This window comes from Pseudokineococcus lusitanus (assembly GCF_003751265.1).
Taxonomy (GTDB): Bacteria; Actinomycetota; Actinomycetes; order Actinomycetales; family Quadrisphaeraceae; genus Pseudokineococcus; species Pseudokineococcus lusitanus.
The window spans coordinates 64,163-80,028 of the sequence record NZ_RJKN01000009.1; the positions used below are offsets into that span (position 1 = coordinate 64,163).

A 15,866-nucleotide genomic window follows, 5' to 3' on the forward strand; every position below is an offset into this window, starting at 1 on the left:
CGCTCCCGCACCGCCGCACCACCGGAGGTCGTCATGGCCCGCTTCTCCTACGGCGCCTGGGCCGGCGGGCCCGACCCGCTGGCCGGACCGCTCGACGTGCGCGCCGCCGTCGACGCCCTCGGCCGCGAGGTCATGGAGGGCCGCAGCGTCCGCGAGGCCCTGCGCGACCTCCTCGAGCGGGGCGCCGACGGCCGCCGCGGCCTGCGCGACCTCGCCGCCCGGGCGGCGCGGCGGCAGAAGGAGCTCCGGCGCTCGGGCGACCTCGCGGGACCGCTCCGCCGGGCGCGCGAGCAGCTCGCCGCCGCGCTGGACGCCGAGCGCGAGGCCCTGGCCATGGACGACGACCAGGGGGCGCGCGACCGCGAGCAGCGCCTCGACGACCTCCCCCGGGACACCGCCGAGGCGGTCCGCGAGCTCGAGGACGACGCGTGGCGCAGCCCCGCCGCGGAGGCGCTGTACCGCGAGGTGCGCGAGCAGCTGCGCGACGACGTCCTCGGCGCCCAGTTCGCCGGGCTCCGCGACGCCCTGGCCGCGGCCCGCGAGGCGCGCCGCGCGGCCGCCGAGGGCGGGGACGCCGACGGCGCGCGCGCGGAGCAGGCCGCCGCCATGGCGGCGACGAAGGACATGCTCGCCGACCTCAACGCGCTGCTGTCCGCGCACGCCCGCGGCGAGGACACGGACGCGCAGTTCCGGGACTTCATGGACCGCCACGGCGAGGTCTTCGGCGACGACCGGCCGGGGACGGTCGAGGAGCTCGTCGACGAGCTGGCGCGCCGGCAGGCGGCGACCGCCCGGATGCTCGCGTCGCTGTCGCCCCAGCAGCGCGCCGAGCTGTCCGACCTCATGGCCGACGCCCTCGGCGACGCCGGGCTCGAGGCCGAGATGGCGGCGCTCGCCGACAGCCTGCAGGCGCTGCGCCCCGGCCTGGACCGCACCTCCCGCGAGCGCTTCCGCGGCGGGCAGCCGATGTCGGTCGGCGAGGGCACCGACGCGCTGGCCGAGCTGGCCGACCTCGACGACGTCGGGCAGTCCCTGGGCCAGGACTACCCCGGCGCGACCCTCGACGACGTCGACGTCGAGGCCGTGGAGCGCCAGCTGGGCGCGGGCGCGGCGGCGGACGTGAGGGCGCTGCAGCAGCTCGACGCCGAGCTCCGCCGCCAGGGCTGGCTGGCCCGGGACGGGGCCGACGGCCTGTCCCTCACCCCGAAGGCGCTGCGCCGCCTGGGCCAGACGGCGCTCGACGCCGTCTTCTCCCGCCTGCGCGGCGGGGACCGCGGCGGCCACGACGACCGCTCGGCCGGCGCGGCGGGAGAGGCGACCGGCAGCTGGCGCGAGTGGCAGTTCGGCGACGAGCAGCCGCTCGACGCCGTCCGCACCGTCCAGCGGGCGGTCCTGCGGACGGCCGGCGAGCAGCAGACGACCCGGTCCGGGGCCGTCGCGCTGGAGGTCGAGGACTTCGCCGTCGTCGAGACCGAGCGCCGTACGGCGGCCGCGGTCGCGCTCTGCGTCGACCTGTCCTTCTCGATGGTGCAGGAGGGCCGCTGGGCGCCGATGAAGCAGACGGCGCTCGCGCTCGCCCACCTGCTCGCCACGCGCTACCCGGCGGACCAGCTGCAGGTCATCGGCTTCGGCCGCACGGCCGTCGAGCTGACGACGGCCGAGCTGGCCGCCGTCGAGCCGTCCGGCGTGCAGGGCACCAACCTCCAGCACGCCCTCGCCCTGGCCCGGCGGCACGTGGCGCGCCACCCCGGCCTCGACCCGGTCGTCCTCGTCGTCACCGACGGCGAGCCGACGGCGCACCTCGAGGACGGCGAGGCGGTCTTCTGGTGGCCGTCGCTGCCGGAGACCGTCGAGGCGACCGTCCGCGAGGTCGACGCGCTGACCCGGATGCGGACGCCGATCAGCACCTTCGTCCTCGGCGACGACCCGGGCCTGCGCCGCTTCGTCGACGCCCTCGCCCGCCGCAACGGCGGCCGGGTGCTGGCGCCGTCGGCGGACCGGCTCGGGGAGTACGTCGTCAGCGACTACCTGGCCTCCCGCGCCGGGGGCCGCTGACGCCGGTCAGCGCGAGAGGTCGTCGCGCCAGGCCAGCCACTCGCGCAGCGGGCCGAGGTCGAAGTCGGGCCCGCCGGTGCCCACGGTGAAGAGGGTCACGCCGGCTCCGAGCAGCGCGTCGCCCGACGCAGCCGGGTCGCCCTCGACGCCCGCCGACCGCTCGACCTCGCGGGGGTCGCGGCCGAGGTCGCGGCAGTAGCCGTCGAGGACCTCGCCCTTGCGGGCGACCGTCGCGGGGTCGCCGAAGGAGTGCCAGATGTCGGCGTGACGGGCGACCAGCGGCAGCGTCTTCTTCTCGCCGCCGCCGCCGATCATCACGGGGATGTCCCGCAGCGGTGCCGGGTTGAGGGCCGCCCAGCGGGCCTCGATGCGCGGCATCGCCGTCGCGAGGTCGGCGATCCGCCCCCCTGCGGTGCCGAACTCGAAGCCGTACTCGTCGTAGTCGCGCTGGAACCACCCGGAGCCGATGCCGAGGAGCAGCCGGCCGTCGCTGACGTGGTCGACCGTCCGCGCCATGTCGGCCAGCAGGTCGGGGTTCCGGTAGGAGTTGCAGCTGACGAGCGCGCCGATCTCCACGCGCTCGGTGGCCTCGGCCCAAGCGCCGAGCATCGTCCAGCACTCGAAGTGCTTGCCGTCGGGCTCGCCGTACAGCGGGAAGAAGTGGTCCCAGTTCATGACGAGGTCGACGCCGGCCTCCTCCGCGGCCGCGACGGCCCGGCGGATCTGCGGGTAGTCGGCGTGCTGCGGCTGGACCTGCACGCCGATGCGCACGGGACGGCTGGGCGGGGGGACGGCGTCGTCGCTCACGCGGCCGACAGTACGAGCGCCGGGACGACGACGGGGCGGCCGGACGCCGACGGACGTGCCGTCGTCGTGCCGCCGCCCCGTCGGGGACCTGTCAGCTGGTGCCGCCGCGCTCCGGCGCCGTCGGGGACGCCGCCCCCGGGGCCGGCTCGGGACGCGCGTCGACGCCGGCCTCCTTGCGCTGCTGCGCCGTGATGGGCGCCGGCGCCGCGGTCAGCGGGTCGTAGCCGCCGCCGCTCTTGGGGAAGGCGATGACCTCGCGGATCGAGTCGGCGCCGGCGAGCAGCGCGACGATCCGGTCCCAGCCGAAGGCGATGCCGCCGTGCGGCGGGGCGCCGTAGGCGAAGGCGTCGAGGAGGAAGCCGAACTTGACGCGCGCGTCCTCCTCGGCGAGGCCCATCACCGCGAAGACCCGCTCCTGCACCTCGCGGGTGTGGATGCGGATCGAGCCGCCGCCGATCTCGTTGCCGTTGCAGACGATGTCGTAGGCCTGCGACAGGGCCGCGCCCGGGTCGGACTCGAAGCGGTCGCGCCACTCCGGCGTCGGGGCCGTGAAGGCGTGGTGCACCGCGGTCCAGGCGCCGGCGCCCACGGCGACGTCGCCGGACGCCGTGGCGTCGTCGGCCGGCTCGAACAGCGGCGCGTCGACGACCCAGACGAAGGCCCAGGCCTGCTCGTCGACGAGGCCGCAGCGACGGCCCACCTCGAGGCGGGCCGCGCCGAGCAGGCCCCGGGCCGACGTCGCCGGGCCCGCCGCGAAGAACACGCAGTCGCCGGGGACGGCGCCGACGTGCGCGGCGAGCCCGGCGCGCTCGTCCTCGGAGATGTTCTTGGCCACCGGCCCGCGGAGCTCGCCGTCCTCGCCGACGAGCACGTACGCCAGACCGCGGTGACCGCGCTGCTTGGCCCAGTCCTGCCACGCGTCGAGCTGCTTGCGCGGCTGCGAGGCGCCGCCGGGCATGACGACGGCGCCGACGTAGGGCGCCTGGAAGACCTTGAAGGGGGTGCCGGAGAAGTAGTCCGTGCAGTCGACGAGCTCCTGCCCGAAGCGCAGGTCCGGCTTGTCGCTGCCGTACCGCGCCATGGCGTCGGCGTAGGTCATGCGAGCGATCGGGCCGGAGATCTCGTGGCCGATCAACCGCCACAGGGCCGTCAGCACCTCCTCGGCGAGGGCGATGACGTCGTCGGCGTCGACGAAGCTCATCTCGACGTCGAGCTGGGTGAACTCCGGCTGCCGGTCGGCGCGGAAGTCCTCGTCCCGGTAGCAGCGGGCGATCTGGTAGTACCGCTCGACCCCACCCACCATGAGCAGCTGCTTGAACAGCTGCGGGCTCTGCGGCAGCGCGTACCAGGAGCCCGGCGCGAGGCGGGCGGGCACGAGGAAGTCGCGGGCGCCCTCGGGCGTCGAGCGGGTGAGGGTCGGCGTCTCGACCTCGGTGAAGGCATGGCCGTCGAGGACGCCGCGGGCGGCGCGGTTGACGGCGCTGCGGAGGCGCAGCGCGGCGGCCGGGCCGGAGCGGCGCAGGTCGAGGTAGCGGTGCTTGAGCCGGACCTCCTCGCCCACCTCGCCGGCGCCGGACGCCTCGACGGGGAAGGGCAGCGGGTCGGCGGTCGCGAGGACGGTGAGAGCCGTCGCGAGCACCTCCACCTCGCCGGTCGGCAGGTCGGGGTTCTCGTTGCCCTCGGGGCGACGTCGGACCTGCCCCGTGACCTGGACGACGTACTCGCTGCGCAGGTCGTGGGCGCCGGAGGAGTCGAGCAGCTCGTCGCGCACGACGACCTGGACGACGCCGGAGACGTCGCGCAGGTCGAGGAAGGCCACGCCGCCGTGGTCGCGGCGCCGGGCCACCCAGCCCGCCAGCACGACGGTGGGGTCCTCGGCGGCGGAGTGGTCGGCGCGCAGGCTGCCGGCCTCGTGGGTGCGCAGCACGGGGTGCGGTCCTCTCGTCGGGGGTCCGCCCGCGGCGGGCGGACGGCCCGGCGATCCTACGGGCGCGCCGCCGCCCGGCCCCGACGGCGACCGCCCCGGTCGCGGGCGGGGCGCCCGGCTCCGACGATGGCGCGGCAGGCCGGGCCCGACCCGGCCACCGAGCGAGAGGAGCGGCCGTGAGCGACCGCGGAGTCATCGACCCCTACGAGCACCTGCCGCAGGTGCCGTCCTTCACCGTCACGAGCGAGGACGTCGCGGAGGGCGAGCGCCTGCACGACCGGCACGCCAGCGGCGCCTTCGGCGTCGAGGGCGGCGAGGACGTGTCGCCGCAGCTGTCCTGGGAGGGCGCCCCCGAGGGCACGAAGAGCTTCGCCGTCACCGTCTACGACCCGGACGCGCCGACGGCGTCCGGCTTCTGGCACTGGGCCGTGGCCGACCTGCCCGCCACGACGACGTCGCTCCCCCGCGGTGCCGCGACGGGCGGGCTGCCCGACGGCGCCGTCCAGCTCCGCAACGACGGGGGCTTCGCGGGCTTCGTCGGGGCCGCCCCGCCGCCCGGCCACCGGACCCACCACTACTGGGTCGTCGTCCACGCCGTCGACGTCGAGAGCCTCGGCCTCGACGCCGACGCCCCGCCGGCGCAGCTGGGCTTCAACCTCTTCCCGCACACGCTCGCCCGCGCGACGCTCGTCGCGACGTACGACCGCCCCGCCTGACCGCCTGACCCGCCCCCCTTCCGACTTCGCTGCCGACGTCGTCGGACGCGGCCCTCCCCGGCCGACTTCGCTGCCGAAGTCGTGGGAAGGGGCGCCCGACGGCCGACGTCGGCAGCGAAGTCGTGGACGGAGGTGCTCTCCGACGTCGGCCGAGTTGCGGTGAACTCGGAACGCTTTCGGACAGGTGTTCGACGGACGGAGTAACCTTCGTCCATGGTGCTGACGACGCAGCCCTCGCTGCTCGACCTCGGTGACGACGCCGACGACGCTCCCGCCTGGTCGCTCGGCGCGGTCGCCGACGGGCTCGAGCGGCACGTGCTCGCGCAGGGCGCCTGGGTCGACGTCCGTCGTGGCTGGCTGCGTGGGTCCGACGGCATCCTCGCCACCCTCCTCGCCGAGGTGCCCTGGCGGGCCGAGCGCCGGCAGATGTACGAGCGCGAGGTCGACGTGCCGCGCCTCCTCCGCTTCTACGGCGAGGAGGAGGTCCTCCCGCACGCCTGCCTGGCGGCCGCCCGCGACGCCCTCTCGGCGCACTACGCCGACGACCTGGCGGCGGCCGGGCCGCTGCGGACGGCAGGCCTGTGCCTCTACCGGGACGGGCGCGACGGCGTCGCCTGGCACGGGGACCGCACCGGCCGCAGCCGGCGCGAGGACACGGTCGTCGCCATCGTCTCCTTCGGCGCCCCGCGTCCCCTCCTGCTGCGCCCGGCGGGCGGCGGCCCGACCGTGCTGCGGGTGCCGGTGGGCCACGGCGACCTGCTCGTCATGGGCGGCTCCTGCCAGCGGACGTGGGAGCACGCGGTGCCGAAGACGACGCAGCCCGTCGGCCCGCGCGTCAGCGTCCAGCTGCGGCAGCGCGGCGTCCGCTGAGCGCGACCGGTCCCGACCTCGGAGCCCCGGACGTCGGGGCCCCGGACGTCAGAGCCCCAGCGCCAGCTGGTCCCCCGCCGCCGCCGGGACGGACGCCGGCCGCGGCGCCCGTGACGTCGGCATGCTGCCCGTGGGGAAGGACGCGCCACCGCCGTCGTCGACGACCTCGTCCGGCCGGCGCAGCGCCCCGCCGCGGCCCGCGAGCCCGTGGCGCTCGAGCACCGGCGCGAGCCGCTCGTGGAGCCACGCCCGGTAGGCGGCCGGGACGTACGCGCCGCGCCCGTAGAGGTCGCGGTAGCGAGCCACCAGCGCCGGGTGCTCGCGCGCCAGCCAGGCCAGGAACCACTCCCGCGCCCCCGGCCGCAGGTGCAGCGGCACGACGGTGACGCCCGTCGCCCCGGCCGCGGCGACCCGGCCGACGGCCTCGTCGAGGTGCTCCTCGCCGTCGGTCAGCCAGGGGAGGACGGGCGCCACGAAGACGCCGCACGGCAGCCCGGCCGCCCGCACCCGGCGGACGAGCTCGAGCCGGGCGTGCGGCGAGGGGGTGCCCGGCTCCAGCGCCGCGTGCAGGCGCTCGTCCCACACCGCCAGCGAGACGCCGACGCCGACCGGGACCTCGCGGGACGCCGCCGCCAGCTGCGGCAGGTCGCGCACGAGCATCGTGCCCTTGGTGAGCACCGAGAAGGGCGTCCCGGAGCCGGCGAGCGCGGCGACGACGCCGGGCATGAGCGCGTAGCGCCCCTCCGCCCGCTGGTACGGGTCGGTCCCGGTGCCGAGCGCGACGTGCTCCCGCGCCCACGAGGGCCGCGCGAGCTCGCGGCGCAGCACCTGCGCCACGTCGGTCTTGACGACGACCTCGCGGTCGAAGCCCTCGCCCGTGTCGAGGTCGAGCCACGCGTGGGTGCCGCGGGCGAAGCAGTACACGCAGGCGTGGCTGCAGCCGCGGTACGGGTTGACCGTCCACCGGAACGGCATCGAGGAGTCCGCCGGCACGGCGTTGAGGACGCTCCGCGCCCGCACCTCGTGGAACGTCATGCCGGCGAAGGCCGGCGGCCGGACCGTCCGCTGCAGGCCGGGGATCGACGCGGCGAGGGCGCCCGCCGGGCCGAGACCGGGCAGGGCGCCGTCGTCGGCCGCCGTCGTCTGGCCGCTCCACCGCACGAGGGTATCGAACGCCTGTTCGACGGCGCCTGTCAACCCCGTGGCCCGGTCGGTCGGGATCAGGCGGGCGCGTCGCCCTCCCACCGCACCGAGGGCCGCAGGTCCTCGGCCGGCGGTGCCCACGTCGCCGGGTCGGCCGCCACCTGCTCGCCGGAGCGGATGTCCTTGACCTCGTGCGTGCCGTCCTCCTGGACGAACCACACGAAGGGCACCGAGCGCCGGTCCGCGTGCTTGATCTGCTTGCCGAAGCGGGCCGCCGTCGGCGCGATCTCCGTGGCCACGCCCCGGGCGCGCAGCGCCGCCGCGACCGCGGCCGACGCCGGCCGGTGCTCCTCGTCCGCCACGGCGACGAGGACGGCGGTGGGCGTCGGGCGGGACGCCCGCAGCAGCCCGCGCTGGAGCAGCGGCACGAGGAGGCGCGTGACGCCCAGGGAGATCCCGACGCCCGGGTACGTCGTCCGGCCGTCGTCGGCCAGGGCGTCGTAGCGGCCGCCGGAGGACACCGAGCCGAGGTGCTCGAAGCCGGTCATGCGGGACTCGTAGACCGTGCCCGTGTAGTAGTCGAGCCCCCGGGTGATCGACAGGTCCGCGACGACGCGGAAGCGGTCCTCGCCGACGCCGCCGGCGCGCGCCTGGTCGGTCACCCCCGTGACGACGGCGGCGAGCTCGTCGAGCCCCTGCTCGAGCAGGTCGTCGCGGACGCCCAGCCCGCGGACCGCCGCGACAAAGCCGGTGCCGGCCTGCCGGTCGGCCGTGAGGGCCGCCAGGCGCAGGGCCGCGTCGGCCTCCCGCTCCCCCAGGCCGACGGCGCCCACGAGCGACGCCCGGACCCGCTCCGGCCCGACCTTGTCGAGCTTGTCGACCTCGCGCATGACCGCGGCCGTGTCCTCCACGCCGAGGCCCCGGTAGAAGCCCTCGACGAGCCGCCGGTTGTTGACCTGCAGGACGAGCGGCGGCAGCGGCAGGCCCGCGAGGACGTCGGCGAGGACGAGGGGCACCTCCACCTCGTGGTGCGGCGCCAGCGCCCCCGCGTCGACGACGTCGACGTCGGCCTGGCGGAACTCGCGGAAGCGCCCCTCCTGGGGGCGCTCCCCGCGCCACACCTTCTGCACCTGGTACCGGCGGAAGGGGAAGAGCAGCTTCCCGGCGTTCTCGAGGACGTACCGGGCGAAGGGCACGGTGAGGTCGTAGTGGAGCGCGAGGACGTCGTCGGCCAGCGCCCCCTCGGCGCCCTCCCCCGTCGCCGTGCCGGCCGTCATCTCCGCGAGGCGCCGGACGGCGTAGACCTCCTTGTCGATCTCGCCCTTGCGCAGCAGCACCGAGAGCGGCTCGACGGCGCGGGTCTCGACGTGGGCGAAGCCGTGCCGCGCCGCGACGTCGCGGAGCACCTGGAGGAGGTGGTCCTCGACGACCTGCTCGCCCGGCAGCAGCTCGGGGTAGCCGGACAGGGGGCGGGGCGTGCGGGCGGCCATCAGCGGGGCTCCGTGTCGTCGTCGTCGGTGGTGCGGGCGGGCCGGGCGGCGGCCTGCAGGAGGTAGGGGTTGGTGCGGCGCTCGTGCGCCACCGTCGTCGCGGGGCCGTGGCCGGGGACGACGAGCGCGTCGTCGGGCAGGGCCAGGACGACGTCGCGCAGCGTGCGAGCCATGAGGGCGCCGTCGCCACCGGGCAGGTCGGTCCGGCCGACGGAGCCGGCGAAGAGGACGTCGCCGGCCAGCACCGTCGTCGTCAGGCCCGCCGGGAGCCGCCCCGTCCCGTCGGGGAGCCCCCCGGCCGCCACGGAGGCGGCGTCGGGGACGTCGTCGACGACGTAGAGGGTCGAGCCCTCGGTGTGGCCCGGGGCGTGGACGGCGCGCAGGCGCAGGTCGCCCGCGACCACCTCGTCGCCGTCGGCGAGCCGCCGGACCCGCTCCGGCGGGGTCCAGGCGACCGGGCCGACCGAGGCGAGCAGCGCGGCCCGCAGCTGCGGCCCGAGACCGCCGACCGGGTCCTCGAGCCGGTACGCGTCGTCGGCGTGGAGGACGACCTCGCACCCGTGCTCGCGCGCGAGCTCGGCGGCCTCGCCCACGTGGTCGAGGTGCCCGTGGGTGACGAGGACGGCGACGGGACGCAGCCGCAGGTCCGCCAGCAGGGGGCGCAGACGGTCGAGGACGCCGAGGCCGGGGTCCACGACGACGCACGGGGCGGGGTCCCCGGACGGCGCACCGGGCCCGCCGGACGGCGTCCCGGCGGCGAGGACCGTGGTGTTGGTGCCGAGCACGGCGGCGGGGTCGGTCCGGAGGAGCACCGGGCGAGCCTACTGACAGCCGTGTGCCGCATAGACTCCGCGACGGTCCGCCGCGGGCGCCGCCCCCGACGCCCCAGGCGCGGGTCGGTCACCGCGGGCAGCGAAGGAGCACCCGGGAGGTCGAGCGGTGGCGACCGGCAAGCGCGAGCGCGACGAGGAGCGGCGGCGGCGTGCCGCCGAGCTGCGGCGCCGTCAGGAGCAGGAGGCCGCCCGGCAGCGCCGGAAGCGCCTGCTGCTGGCGGTGGGCGGCGGTGTCCTCGCCGTGGCGCTCGTCGTCCTCGTGGCGGTGACCGTCACGGGCGGCGACGACGACGAGCAGGCGGCGTCCCCCACGCCGTCCGCGTCCGCGCTCCCCTCCTCGAGCCCCTCTGCCGTGCCCGCGGACAACCCGTGCCCGGTGCCGGAGCAGGACGCCGTGACGGACCCGCCGTCCTTCGACGCCGCCCCCGAGCCCGGGTCGAGCGACGCGACGTCGGCCGTCATCGCCACGTCGTGCGGCGACATCACCGTGGAGCTGTACCCGGCCGAGGCGCCCCAGGCGGTCGCGAGCTTCGACTTCCTCGCCGGCGAGGGCTACTTCGACGGCACCGCGTGCCACCGCCTCGTCACGTCCGGCATCTACGTCCTCCAGTGCGGCGACCCGACGGCGACCGGCACGGGCGGTCCCGGCTACACCTTCGGGCCCGTCGAGAACGCGCCGGCGGACGACCTCTACCCCGCCGGCACCCTCGCCATGGCCCGCGTGGGCGGCGACGGGGACAGCAACGGCAGCCAGTTCTTCCTCGTCTACGAGGACTCGCCCATCCCGAGCGACGAGGCCGGCGGCTACACCGTCTTCGGCCGCGTGACGGAAGGGCTCGACATCGTGCAGACCATCGCCGAGGGCGGCAACGCCGCCGACGGGACCGCTCCCGCGCGTCCCATCAGCATCGAGGGAGTGACGACCCAGTGAGCGAGCCCGCAGGCCGCCCCGAGGACGAGGCCACCACGGCCACCGAGCCCACCGAGCCCACCGGGCCCGGGACGACGGAGGAGGAGCCCGTGACGACGACGGCCGACGCCACGCCCGACGCGACGCCCGGCGACGACGCCGCGGCCGCGCCGACGGAGCCCGCCACCACGCCGGCGGAGGTCGACGCCGCCGCGGCGGCGGACGGCGGCACGGGGAGCCCCGAGGCGGCCGAGGCCGCGGCGGGGCACGACACGCCCGCGGCCCCCACCGAGGACGCCTCCGCGGCGCCCACCGAGGGCGTCACCGCGCCGTCGGCCGGCCCGACCGACGAGGCCGCGACGGCGGACGCGGCACCGGCCGACGGGGTCGCGGACGCACCCGCCGGGACGGACGCCGCACCGACCGCCGACGGGACCGCCGACGGGACCACCGAGGGCGCCACCGAGGGCGCCACCGAGGGCGCCACCGAGGGCGCCACCGAGGGCGCCACCGAGGGCGCCACCGAGGGCGCCACCGCCGCGACCCCGGGCACCGCTCCCCGCCCGGCGCCCGGGCCGCGGCCCACGCCCGGCCGTGGCGCCCCCCGCCCCACGCCCGCGAGCACCGGTCCCGGCCGTCCGGCGCCGGGCCCGCGCGGGCCCGGCCGGCCGGGCGCGGCGCGCCCCGGCCGCCGGCGGGACGAGGAGCAGGGCGCGCCCGCCGTCACGGCGGAGCACGCCCCCGAGGACACCGCCCGCTGGGGCCGGGTCGACGCCGACGGCGTCGTCCACGTGACGACGCCGGACGGCGAGCGGGTCGTCGGCTCCTACCCCGACGTGCCGGCCGACCAGGCGCTCGCCTACTTCGGCCGCCGCTTCGCCGACCTCGTCGCGCAGGCCGACCTCGTCGAGCAGCGCCTCGCCGTCCCGGACGCGCCCGTCGGCGAGCTCCGCTCCGCCCTCGCCAAGGTCGGGCGTGCCGTCACGGACGCGACCGCCGTCGGCGACCTCGCGGCGCTCGGCGCCCGCGTCGAGGAGCTGGGGCAGCGCGTCACGCAGCGCGAGCGGGAGGCGAACATCGCCCGCGAGGAGGCGCGCACCGAGGTGCGCGCCCGCCGCGTCGCGCTGGTCGAGGAGGCCGAGGCGCTGGGCGAGGCCGACCCCGCGGGCGTGCAGTGGAAGTCGTCGGGCGAGCGGCTGCGCGCCATCTTCGAGGAGTGGCGCGAGCAGCAGCGCGCCGCCGGCACCGCCCGCCTGCCCAAGGGCGAGGAGGACGAGCTCTGGCGGCGCCTCAAGCACGCGCGCAACCGCTTCGAGCGCCACCGCCGGCACCACTTCGCCGAGCTCGACAGCCGTCACGGCGAGGCCAAGGCCGTCAAGGAGGGGCTCATCGCCGAGGCCGAGGCGCTGTCCTCCTCCCGCGAGTGGGGCCCGACGTCGACGGCGTACCGCCAGCTCATGGACCGCTGGAAGGCGGCCCCGCGGGCGGCGCGCAAGGACGACGACGCCCTCTGGACCCGCTTCCGGGCGGCCCAGGACGTCTTCTTCGCCGCGCGCGACGAGAAGGACGCCGAGCAGGACGGCGCCGAGCGGGAGAACCTCGTCGTCAAGGAGGCCCTCCTCGTCGAGGCCGAGGCCCTGCTGCCCGTCAAGGACCCGCGGGCCGCGACGGCGTCGCTGCGCGACATCCAGGACCGGTGGGAGGCCGCCGGGCGCGTCCCGCGGGCCGACCTCGGCCGGGTGGAGAAGCGGCTGCGCGACGTCGAGCAGGCCATCCGCGACGCCGACTCCGAGCGGTGGCGCCGCACCAACCCGGAGGGGCGCGCCCGCACGGACAGCGCGCTCGGCCAGCTGCAGTCGTCCATCACGGCGCTCGAGGGCGAGCTGGAGCAGGCCCGCGCGGGCGGCGACCAGCGCGCCGTCCGCCGGGCGGAGGAGGCCCTCGAGGCCCGTCGCGCCTGGCTCGAGCAGGTCCAGCGCGCCGCCGCCGACTTCGGCGGCTGACGCCCGACCACCGCACGGCCCCGGGGCCGTCGTCGCCGTCGAGGGGTGGGGACGACGGCCCCGCGGCGTCCCGGGGCACGCCACCCTGGGGGCGTGACGACGACCACCGCCCCGCCGCCGCCCGACGTCGGGACGGACCCGCTCAGGCGGGTGTGGACGGCGACGCACGCGACCCGCGGCGAGCTGGCGGCCCTCGTGGCCGAGGGGCTGCTCGTCCCCGCCCTGCCCGGCGTGTGGCTGCCGGCCGACCTCGTCCGCTGCCGCACCGCCCGGGCGGCCGCCGTGGCCGCGCTCCTGCGCACCGCCGGGGTCGGGACGACGACGGCCGGCCGGTCGGCCGTCGTGGCCGGGGCCGCGGCGGCGTGGGTGCACGGCTGCGCACGGGCGCCGCGCCGCGTCGACGTCCTCGTGCCCCGCGGCACGGGCGCGCGGGACGTCGGGCCGCACGTGCGGCTCCAGCGCGTGGCGGACCCGGTGGCCGGCGCCGTCCTCGTGGGCACGGCGGACGGCCCGCCGCTGGCGCTCACCGGACGCCGGCGGACCGCCGACGACCTGCGCGCCGCCGGCGCGGGACGCGTCTGCGCCGACCTCCGCGCCTGGCTGGCCGCGGAGGGCGCACTGCCTCCGCTCCCCCGTCAGCCCTCGGCGGAGCCCGTGGGCTGCTCGGCGCGGCCGCCCGCCCGGTAGACGTCGAAGACCCCGTCGACCCGGCGCACCGCGCCCAGCACGTGGTCGAGGTGGCTGGGGTCGCCCATCTCGAAGGTGAACTTCGACAGGGCCACGCGGTCGCGCGACGTCGTCACCGACGCCGAGAGGATGTTGACGTGGTTGTCCGACAGGACCCGCGTGATGTCCGAGAGGAGCCGGGCGCGGTCGAGGGCCTCCACCTGGATCTGGACGAGGAAGACGCTGTCGGTGCCGACCGACCACTCCACCTCGACGACGCGCTCCGGCTCGTTCATGAGCCCGGCGACGTTGCCGCAGTCGCGCCGGTGCACGGAGACGCCGTGCCCGCGGGTGACGAAGCCGATGACCGGGTCGCGCGGGACCGGGGTGCAGCAGCGGGCCACCTTCACCCACACGTCGTCGACGCCCTTGACGACGACGCCCGGGTCGCCGGAGCGCCGGCGCGGGGCCGTCCGGGTCAGCGGCACGACCGCCTCGGCGAGGTCCTCCTCGGCGCCGCCCTCGCCGCCGAGGGCGGCGACGAGCTTCTGCACCACCGAGGCGGCCGAGACGTGCCCGTCCCCGACGGCCGCGTAGAGCGCCGAGACGTCGGGGTGGTGGAGGTCACGGGCGACCGCGACGAGGGAGTCGTGCGACATGAGGCGCTGGATGGGCAGGTGCTGCTTGCGCATCGCCTTGGCGATGGCGTCCTTGCCCTGCTCGATGGCCTCCTCGCGGCGCTCCTTGGAGAACCACTGCTTGATCTTGCTGCGCGCCCGCGGGCTGCGGACGAAGGTCATCCAGTCGCGGCTGGGCCCGGCGCCCTCGACGCGCGAGGTGAAGACCTCGACGACGTCGCCGTTGTCGAGCTCGGACTCCAGCGGGACGAGGCGCCCGTTGACCCGCGCTCCCATGGTGCGGTGCCCGACGTCGGTGTGGACGGCGTAGGCGAAGTCGACGGGCGTCGAGCCGGCGGGCAGCGCGATGGCGTCGCCCTTGGGCGTGAAGACGTAGACCTCGGCGGCGTTGATCTCGAAGCGCAGCGACTCGAGGAACTCCCCCGGGTCGGCCGTCTCCTTCTGCCAGTCGAGGAGCTGCCGCAGCCACGCCATGTCGGTGCCGTTGCTGCTGCCGCCGGGCAGCGAGCCCTTGGCGCCGGTGTCGGCCGGGTCGCCCCCGCTGCGCCCGGCGTCCTTGTACTTCCAGTGCGCCGCGACGCCGAGCTCCGCTCGACGGTGCATGAGGTGCGTCCGGATCTGGATCTCGACGGGCCGGCCGTTGGGGCCGATGACCGTCGTGTGGAGCGACTGGTACATGTTGAACTTCGGCATGGCGATGTAGTCCTTGAAACGCCCGGGGACGGGCGTCCAGCGCGCGTGCAGCGCGCCCAGGACGGCGTAGCAGTCGCGGACCGTGTCGACGAGCACCCGGACGCCGACGAGGTCGTAGATGTCGGCGAACTCGCGGCCCCGCACGATCATCTTCTGGTACACGGAGTAGTAGTGCTTCGGCCGGCCCGTGACGGTGGCGCGCACCTTGGCCTGCCGGAGGTCGGCGGCCACCTGGTCGCGGACGACGGCGAGGTACTCCTCGCGCGCGGGCGCCTGGGCGGCGACGAGCCGCACGATCTCCTCGTACACCCCGGGGTAGAGGGTGGCGAAGGAGAGGTCCTCGAGCTCCCACTTGATGGTGTTCATGCCGAGGCGGTGGGCCAGCGGCGCGTAGATCTCGAGCGTCTCGCGGGCCTTCTTCTCGGCGGAGGCGGCGGAGACGTACTTCCACGTCCGGGCGTTGTGGAGCCGGTCGGCCAGCTTGATGACGAGGACGCGGATGTCGCGCGCCATCGCGACGACCATCTTGCGCACCGTCTCGGCCTGGGCCGCGTCGCCGTACTGGACCTTGTCGAGCTTGGTGACGCCGTCGACGAGCATCGCCACCTCGTCGCCGAACTCCGAGCGCAGCTGGGCGAGCGAGTAGGCGGTGTCCTCGACGGTGTCGTGGAGCAGCGCCGCGGCCAGCGTGGGGGCGGTCATCCCCAGGTCGGCGAGGATCGTCGTCACGGCGACGGGGTGGGTGATGTACGCGTCGCCGCTCTTGCGACGCTGCCCGCGGTGGCAGCGCTCGGCCACGACGTAGGCCCGCTCCACCATCGCGGTGTCGGCCTTGGGGTGGTTGGAACGGAGGCTGCGCAGCAGCGGCTCGAGCACCGGCGAGGTCGTCGACGGGCGCGAGCCGAGGCGGGCCAGGCGTGCTCGCAGGCCGCCCGCACCGCCGTCGTCGCCCCGCGCCGGGACCTGCTCGGGCTCGGGCCCGGTGGTCGTGCCCACCGCACCCGGGGTCTGCTCGGCCACGAGCACCTCCTCCACGCACCGGCCGGTGGGACGCCCCACGGACCGCTCCCCGCGAGGGTACGTCGTCCCGGGCGGCCGGCGCGGGGCGCACGCCG

At 76.9% G+C, this 15,866-nt stretch carries 12 protein-coding genes; 6 read left to right on the forward strand and 6 right to left on the reverse strand.

Annotation, left to right across the window (positions count from 1 at the left end; all coding sequences use genetic code 11):
* Positions 1-33: 33 nt before the first annotated feature.
* A complete protein-coding gene (locus EDC03_RS15430) occupies positions 34-2,055 on the forward strand; it encodes a VWA domain-containing protein (RefSeq protein WP_123381151.1) in 2,022 nt (673 codons plus the stop codon).
* A 6-nt stretch (positions 2,056-2,061) separates the two neighbouring features.
* Here EDC03_RS15430 and EDC03_RS15435 read toward each other — a convergent pair whose 3' ends face one another.
* Both EDC03_RS15435 and aspS read right to left on the reverse strand, forming a co-directional pair.
* Positions 2,062-2,862 (reverse strand): LLM class F420-dependent oxidoreductase, encoded by an 801-nt coding sequence (locus tag EDC03_RS15435; protein ID WP_123381152.1) that lies wholly within the window; start codon positions 2,860-2,862, stop codon positions 2,062-2,064.
* Between the two features lie 91 nt (positions 2,863-2,953).
* The gene (gene aspS, locus EDC03_RS15440) at positions 2,954-4,789 is read right to left on the reverse strand and encodes an aspartate--tRNA ligase (protein ID WP_123381153.1); all 1,836 of its coding nucleotides are present in this window, start codon (positions 4,787-4,789) and stop codon (positions 2,954-2,956) included.
* A gap of 176 nt (positions 4,790-4,965) precedes the next feature.
* Here aspS and EDC03_RS15445 point away from each other — a divergent pair, with 176 nt between their 5' ends.
* Together EDC03_RS15445 and EDC03_RS15450 are read left to right on the forward strand one after the other, a co-directional pair.
* Positions 4,966-5,505 (forward strand): YbhB/YbcL family Raf kinase inhibitor-like protein, encoded by a 540-nt coding sequence (locus EDC03_RS15445; protein ID WP_123381154.1) that lies wholly within the window; start codon positions 4,966-4,968, stop codon positions 5,503-5,505.
* Positions 5,506-5,718: 213 nt separating this feature from the next.
* Positions 5,719-6,375 carry an alpha-ketoglutarate-dependent dioxygenase AlkB gene (locus tag EDC03_RS15450; protein ID WP_123381155.1) on the forward strand — a complete coding sequence of 219 codons (657 nt, stop codon included), beginning with the start codon at positions 5,719-5,721 and terminating at the stop codon, positions 6,373-6,375.
* A gap of 48 nt (positions 6,376-6,423) precedes the next feature.
* Here EDC03_RS15450 and EDC03_RS15455 read toward each other — a convergent pair whose 3' ends face one another.
* From EDC03_RS15455 to EDC03_RS15465, 3 genes are read right to left on the reverse strand one after another with little or no spacing between them, the layout of a single operon-like run.
* Entirely contained in the window at positions 6,424-7,536 is a 1,113-nt protein-coding gene (locus EDC03_RS15455) for an Rv2578c family radical SAM protein (protein WP_123381156.1), read from the reverse strand.
* A 59-nt stretch (positions 7,537-7,595) separates the two neighbouring features.
* Positions 7,596-9,008: a histidine--tRNA ligase gene (gene hisS, locus EDC03_RS15460; protein ID WP_123381157.1), complete on the reverse strand. Its 1,413-nt coding sequence runs from the start codon at positions 9,006-9,008 to the stop codon at positions 7,596-7,598.
* Positions 9,008-9,820, reverse strand: coding sequence for an MBL fold metallo-hydrolase (locus tag EDC03_RS15465; RefSeq protein ID WP_123381158.1), 813 nt, complete (start codon positions 9,818-9,820; stop codon positions 9,008-9,010). Before EDC03_RS15465 ends, hisS begins: the two co-directional genes overlap by 1 nt.
* Positions 9,821-9,947: 127 nt before the next feature.
* On the opposite strand from EDC03_RS15465, the gene EDC03_RS15470 reads away from it, so the two are divergent.
* From EDC03_RS15470 to EDC03_RS15480, 3 genes are all read left to right on the forward strand, one after another.
* Complete coding sequence (locus EDC03_RS15470; RefSeq protein WP_123381159.1) at positions 9,948-10,772, forward strand: peptidylprolyl isomerase; 825 nt, start codon at positions 9,948-9,950, stop codon at positions 10,770-10,772.
* Complete coding sequence (locus EDC03_RS18285; protein ID WP_123381160.1) at positions 10,769-12,754, forward strand: DUF349 domain-containing protein; 1,986 nt, start codon at positions 10,769-10,771, stop codon at positions 12,752-12,754. Before EDC03_RS15470 ends, EDC03_RS18285 begins: the two co-directional genes overlap by 4 nt.
* Before the next feature lie 93 nt (positions 12,755-12,847).
* Positions 12,848-13,441, forward strand: a complete 594-nt coding sequence (locus EDC03_RS15480) for a hypothetical protein (RefSeq protein ID WP_123381161.1) — start codon at positions 12,848-12,850, stop codon at positions 13,439-13,441.
* On the opposite strand, the gene EDC03_RS15485 is transcribed toward EDC03_RS15480, so the two are convergent.
* Positions 13,390-15,678: a RelA/SpoT family protein gene (locus tag EDC03_RS15485; protein WP_422393835.1), complete on the reverse strand. Its 2,289-nt coding sequence runs from the start codon at positions 15,676-15,678 to the stop codon at positions 13,390-13,392. The two genes, EDC03_RS15480 and EDC03_RS15485, sit on opposite strands and share 52 nt — an antisense overlap.
* Positions 15,679-15,866 lie beyond the last annotated feature (188 nt).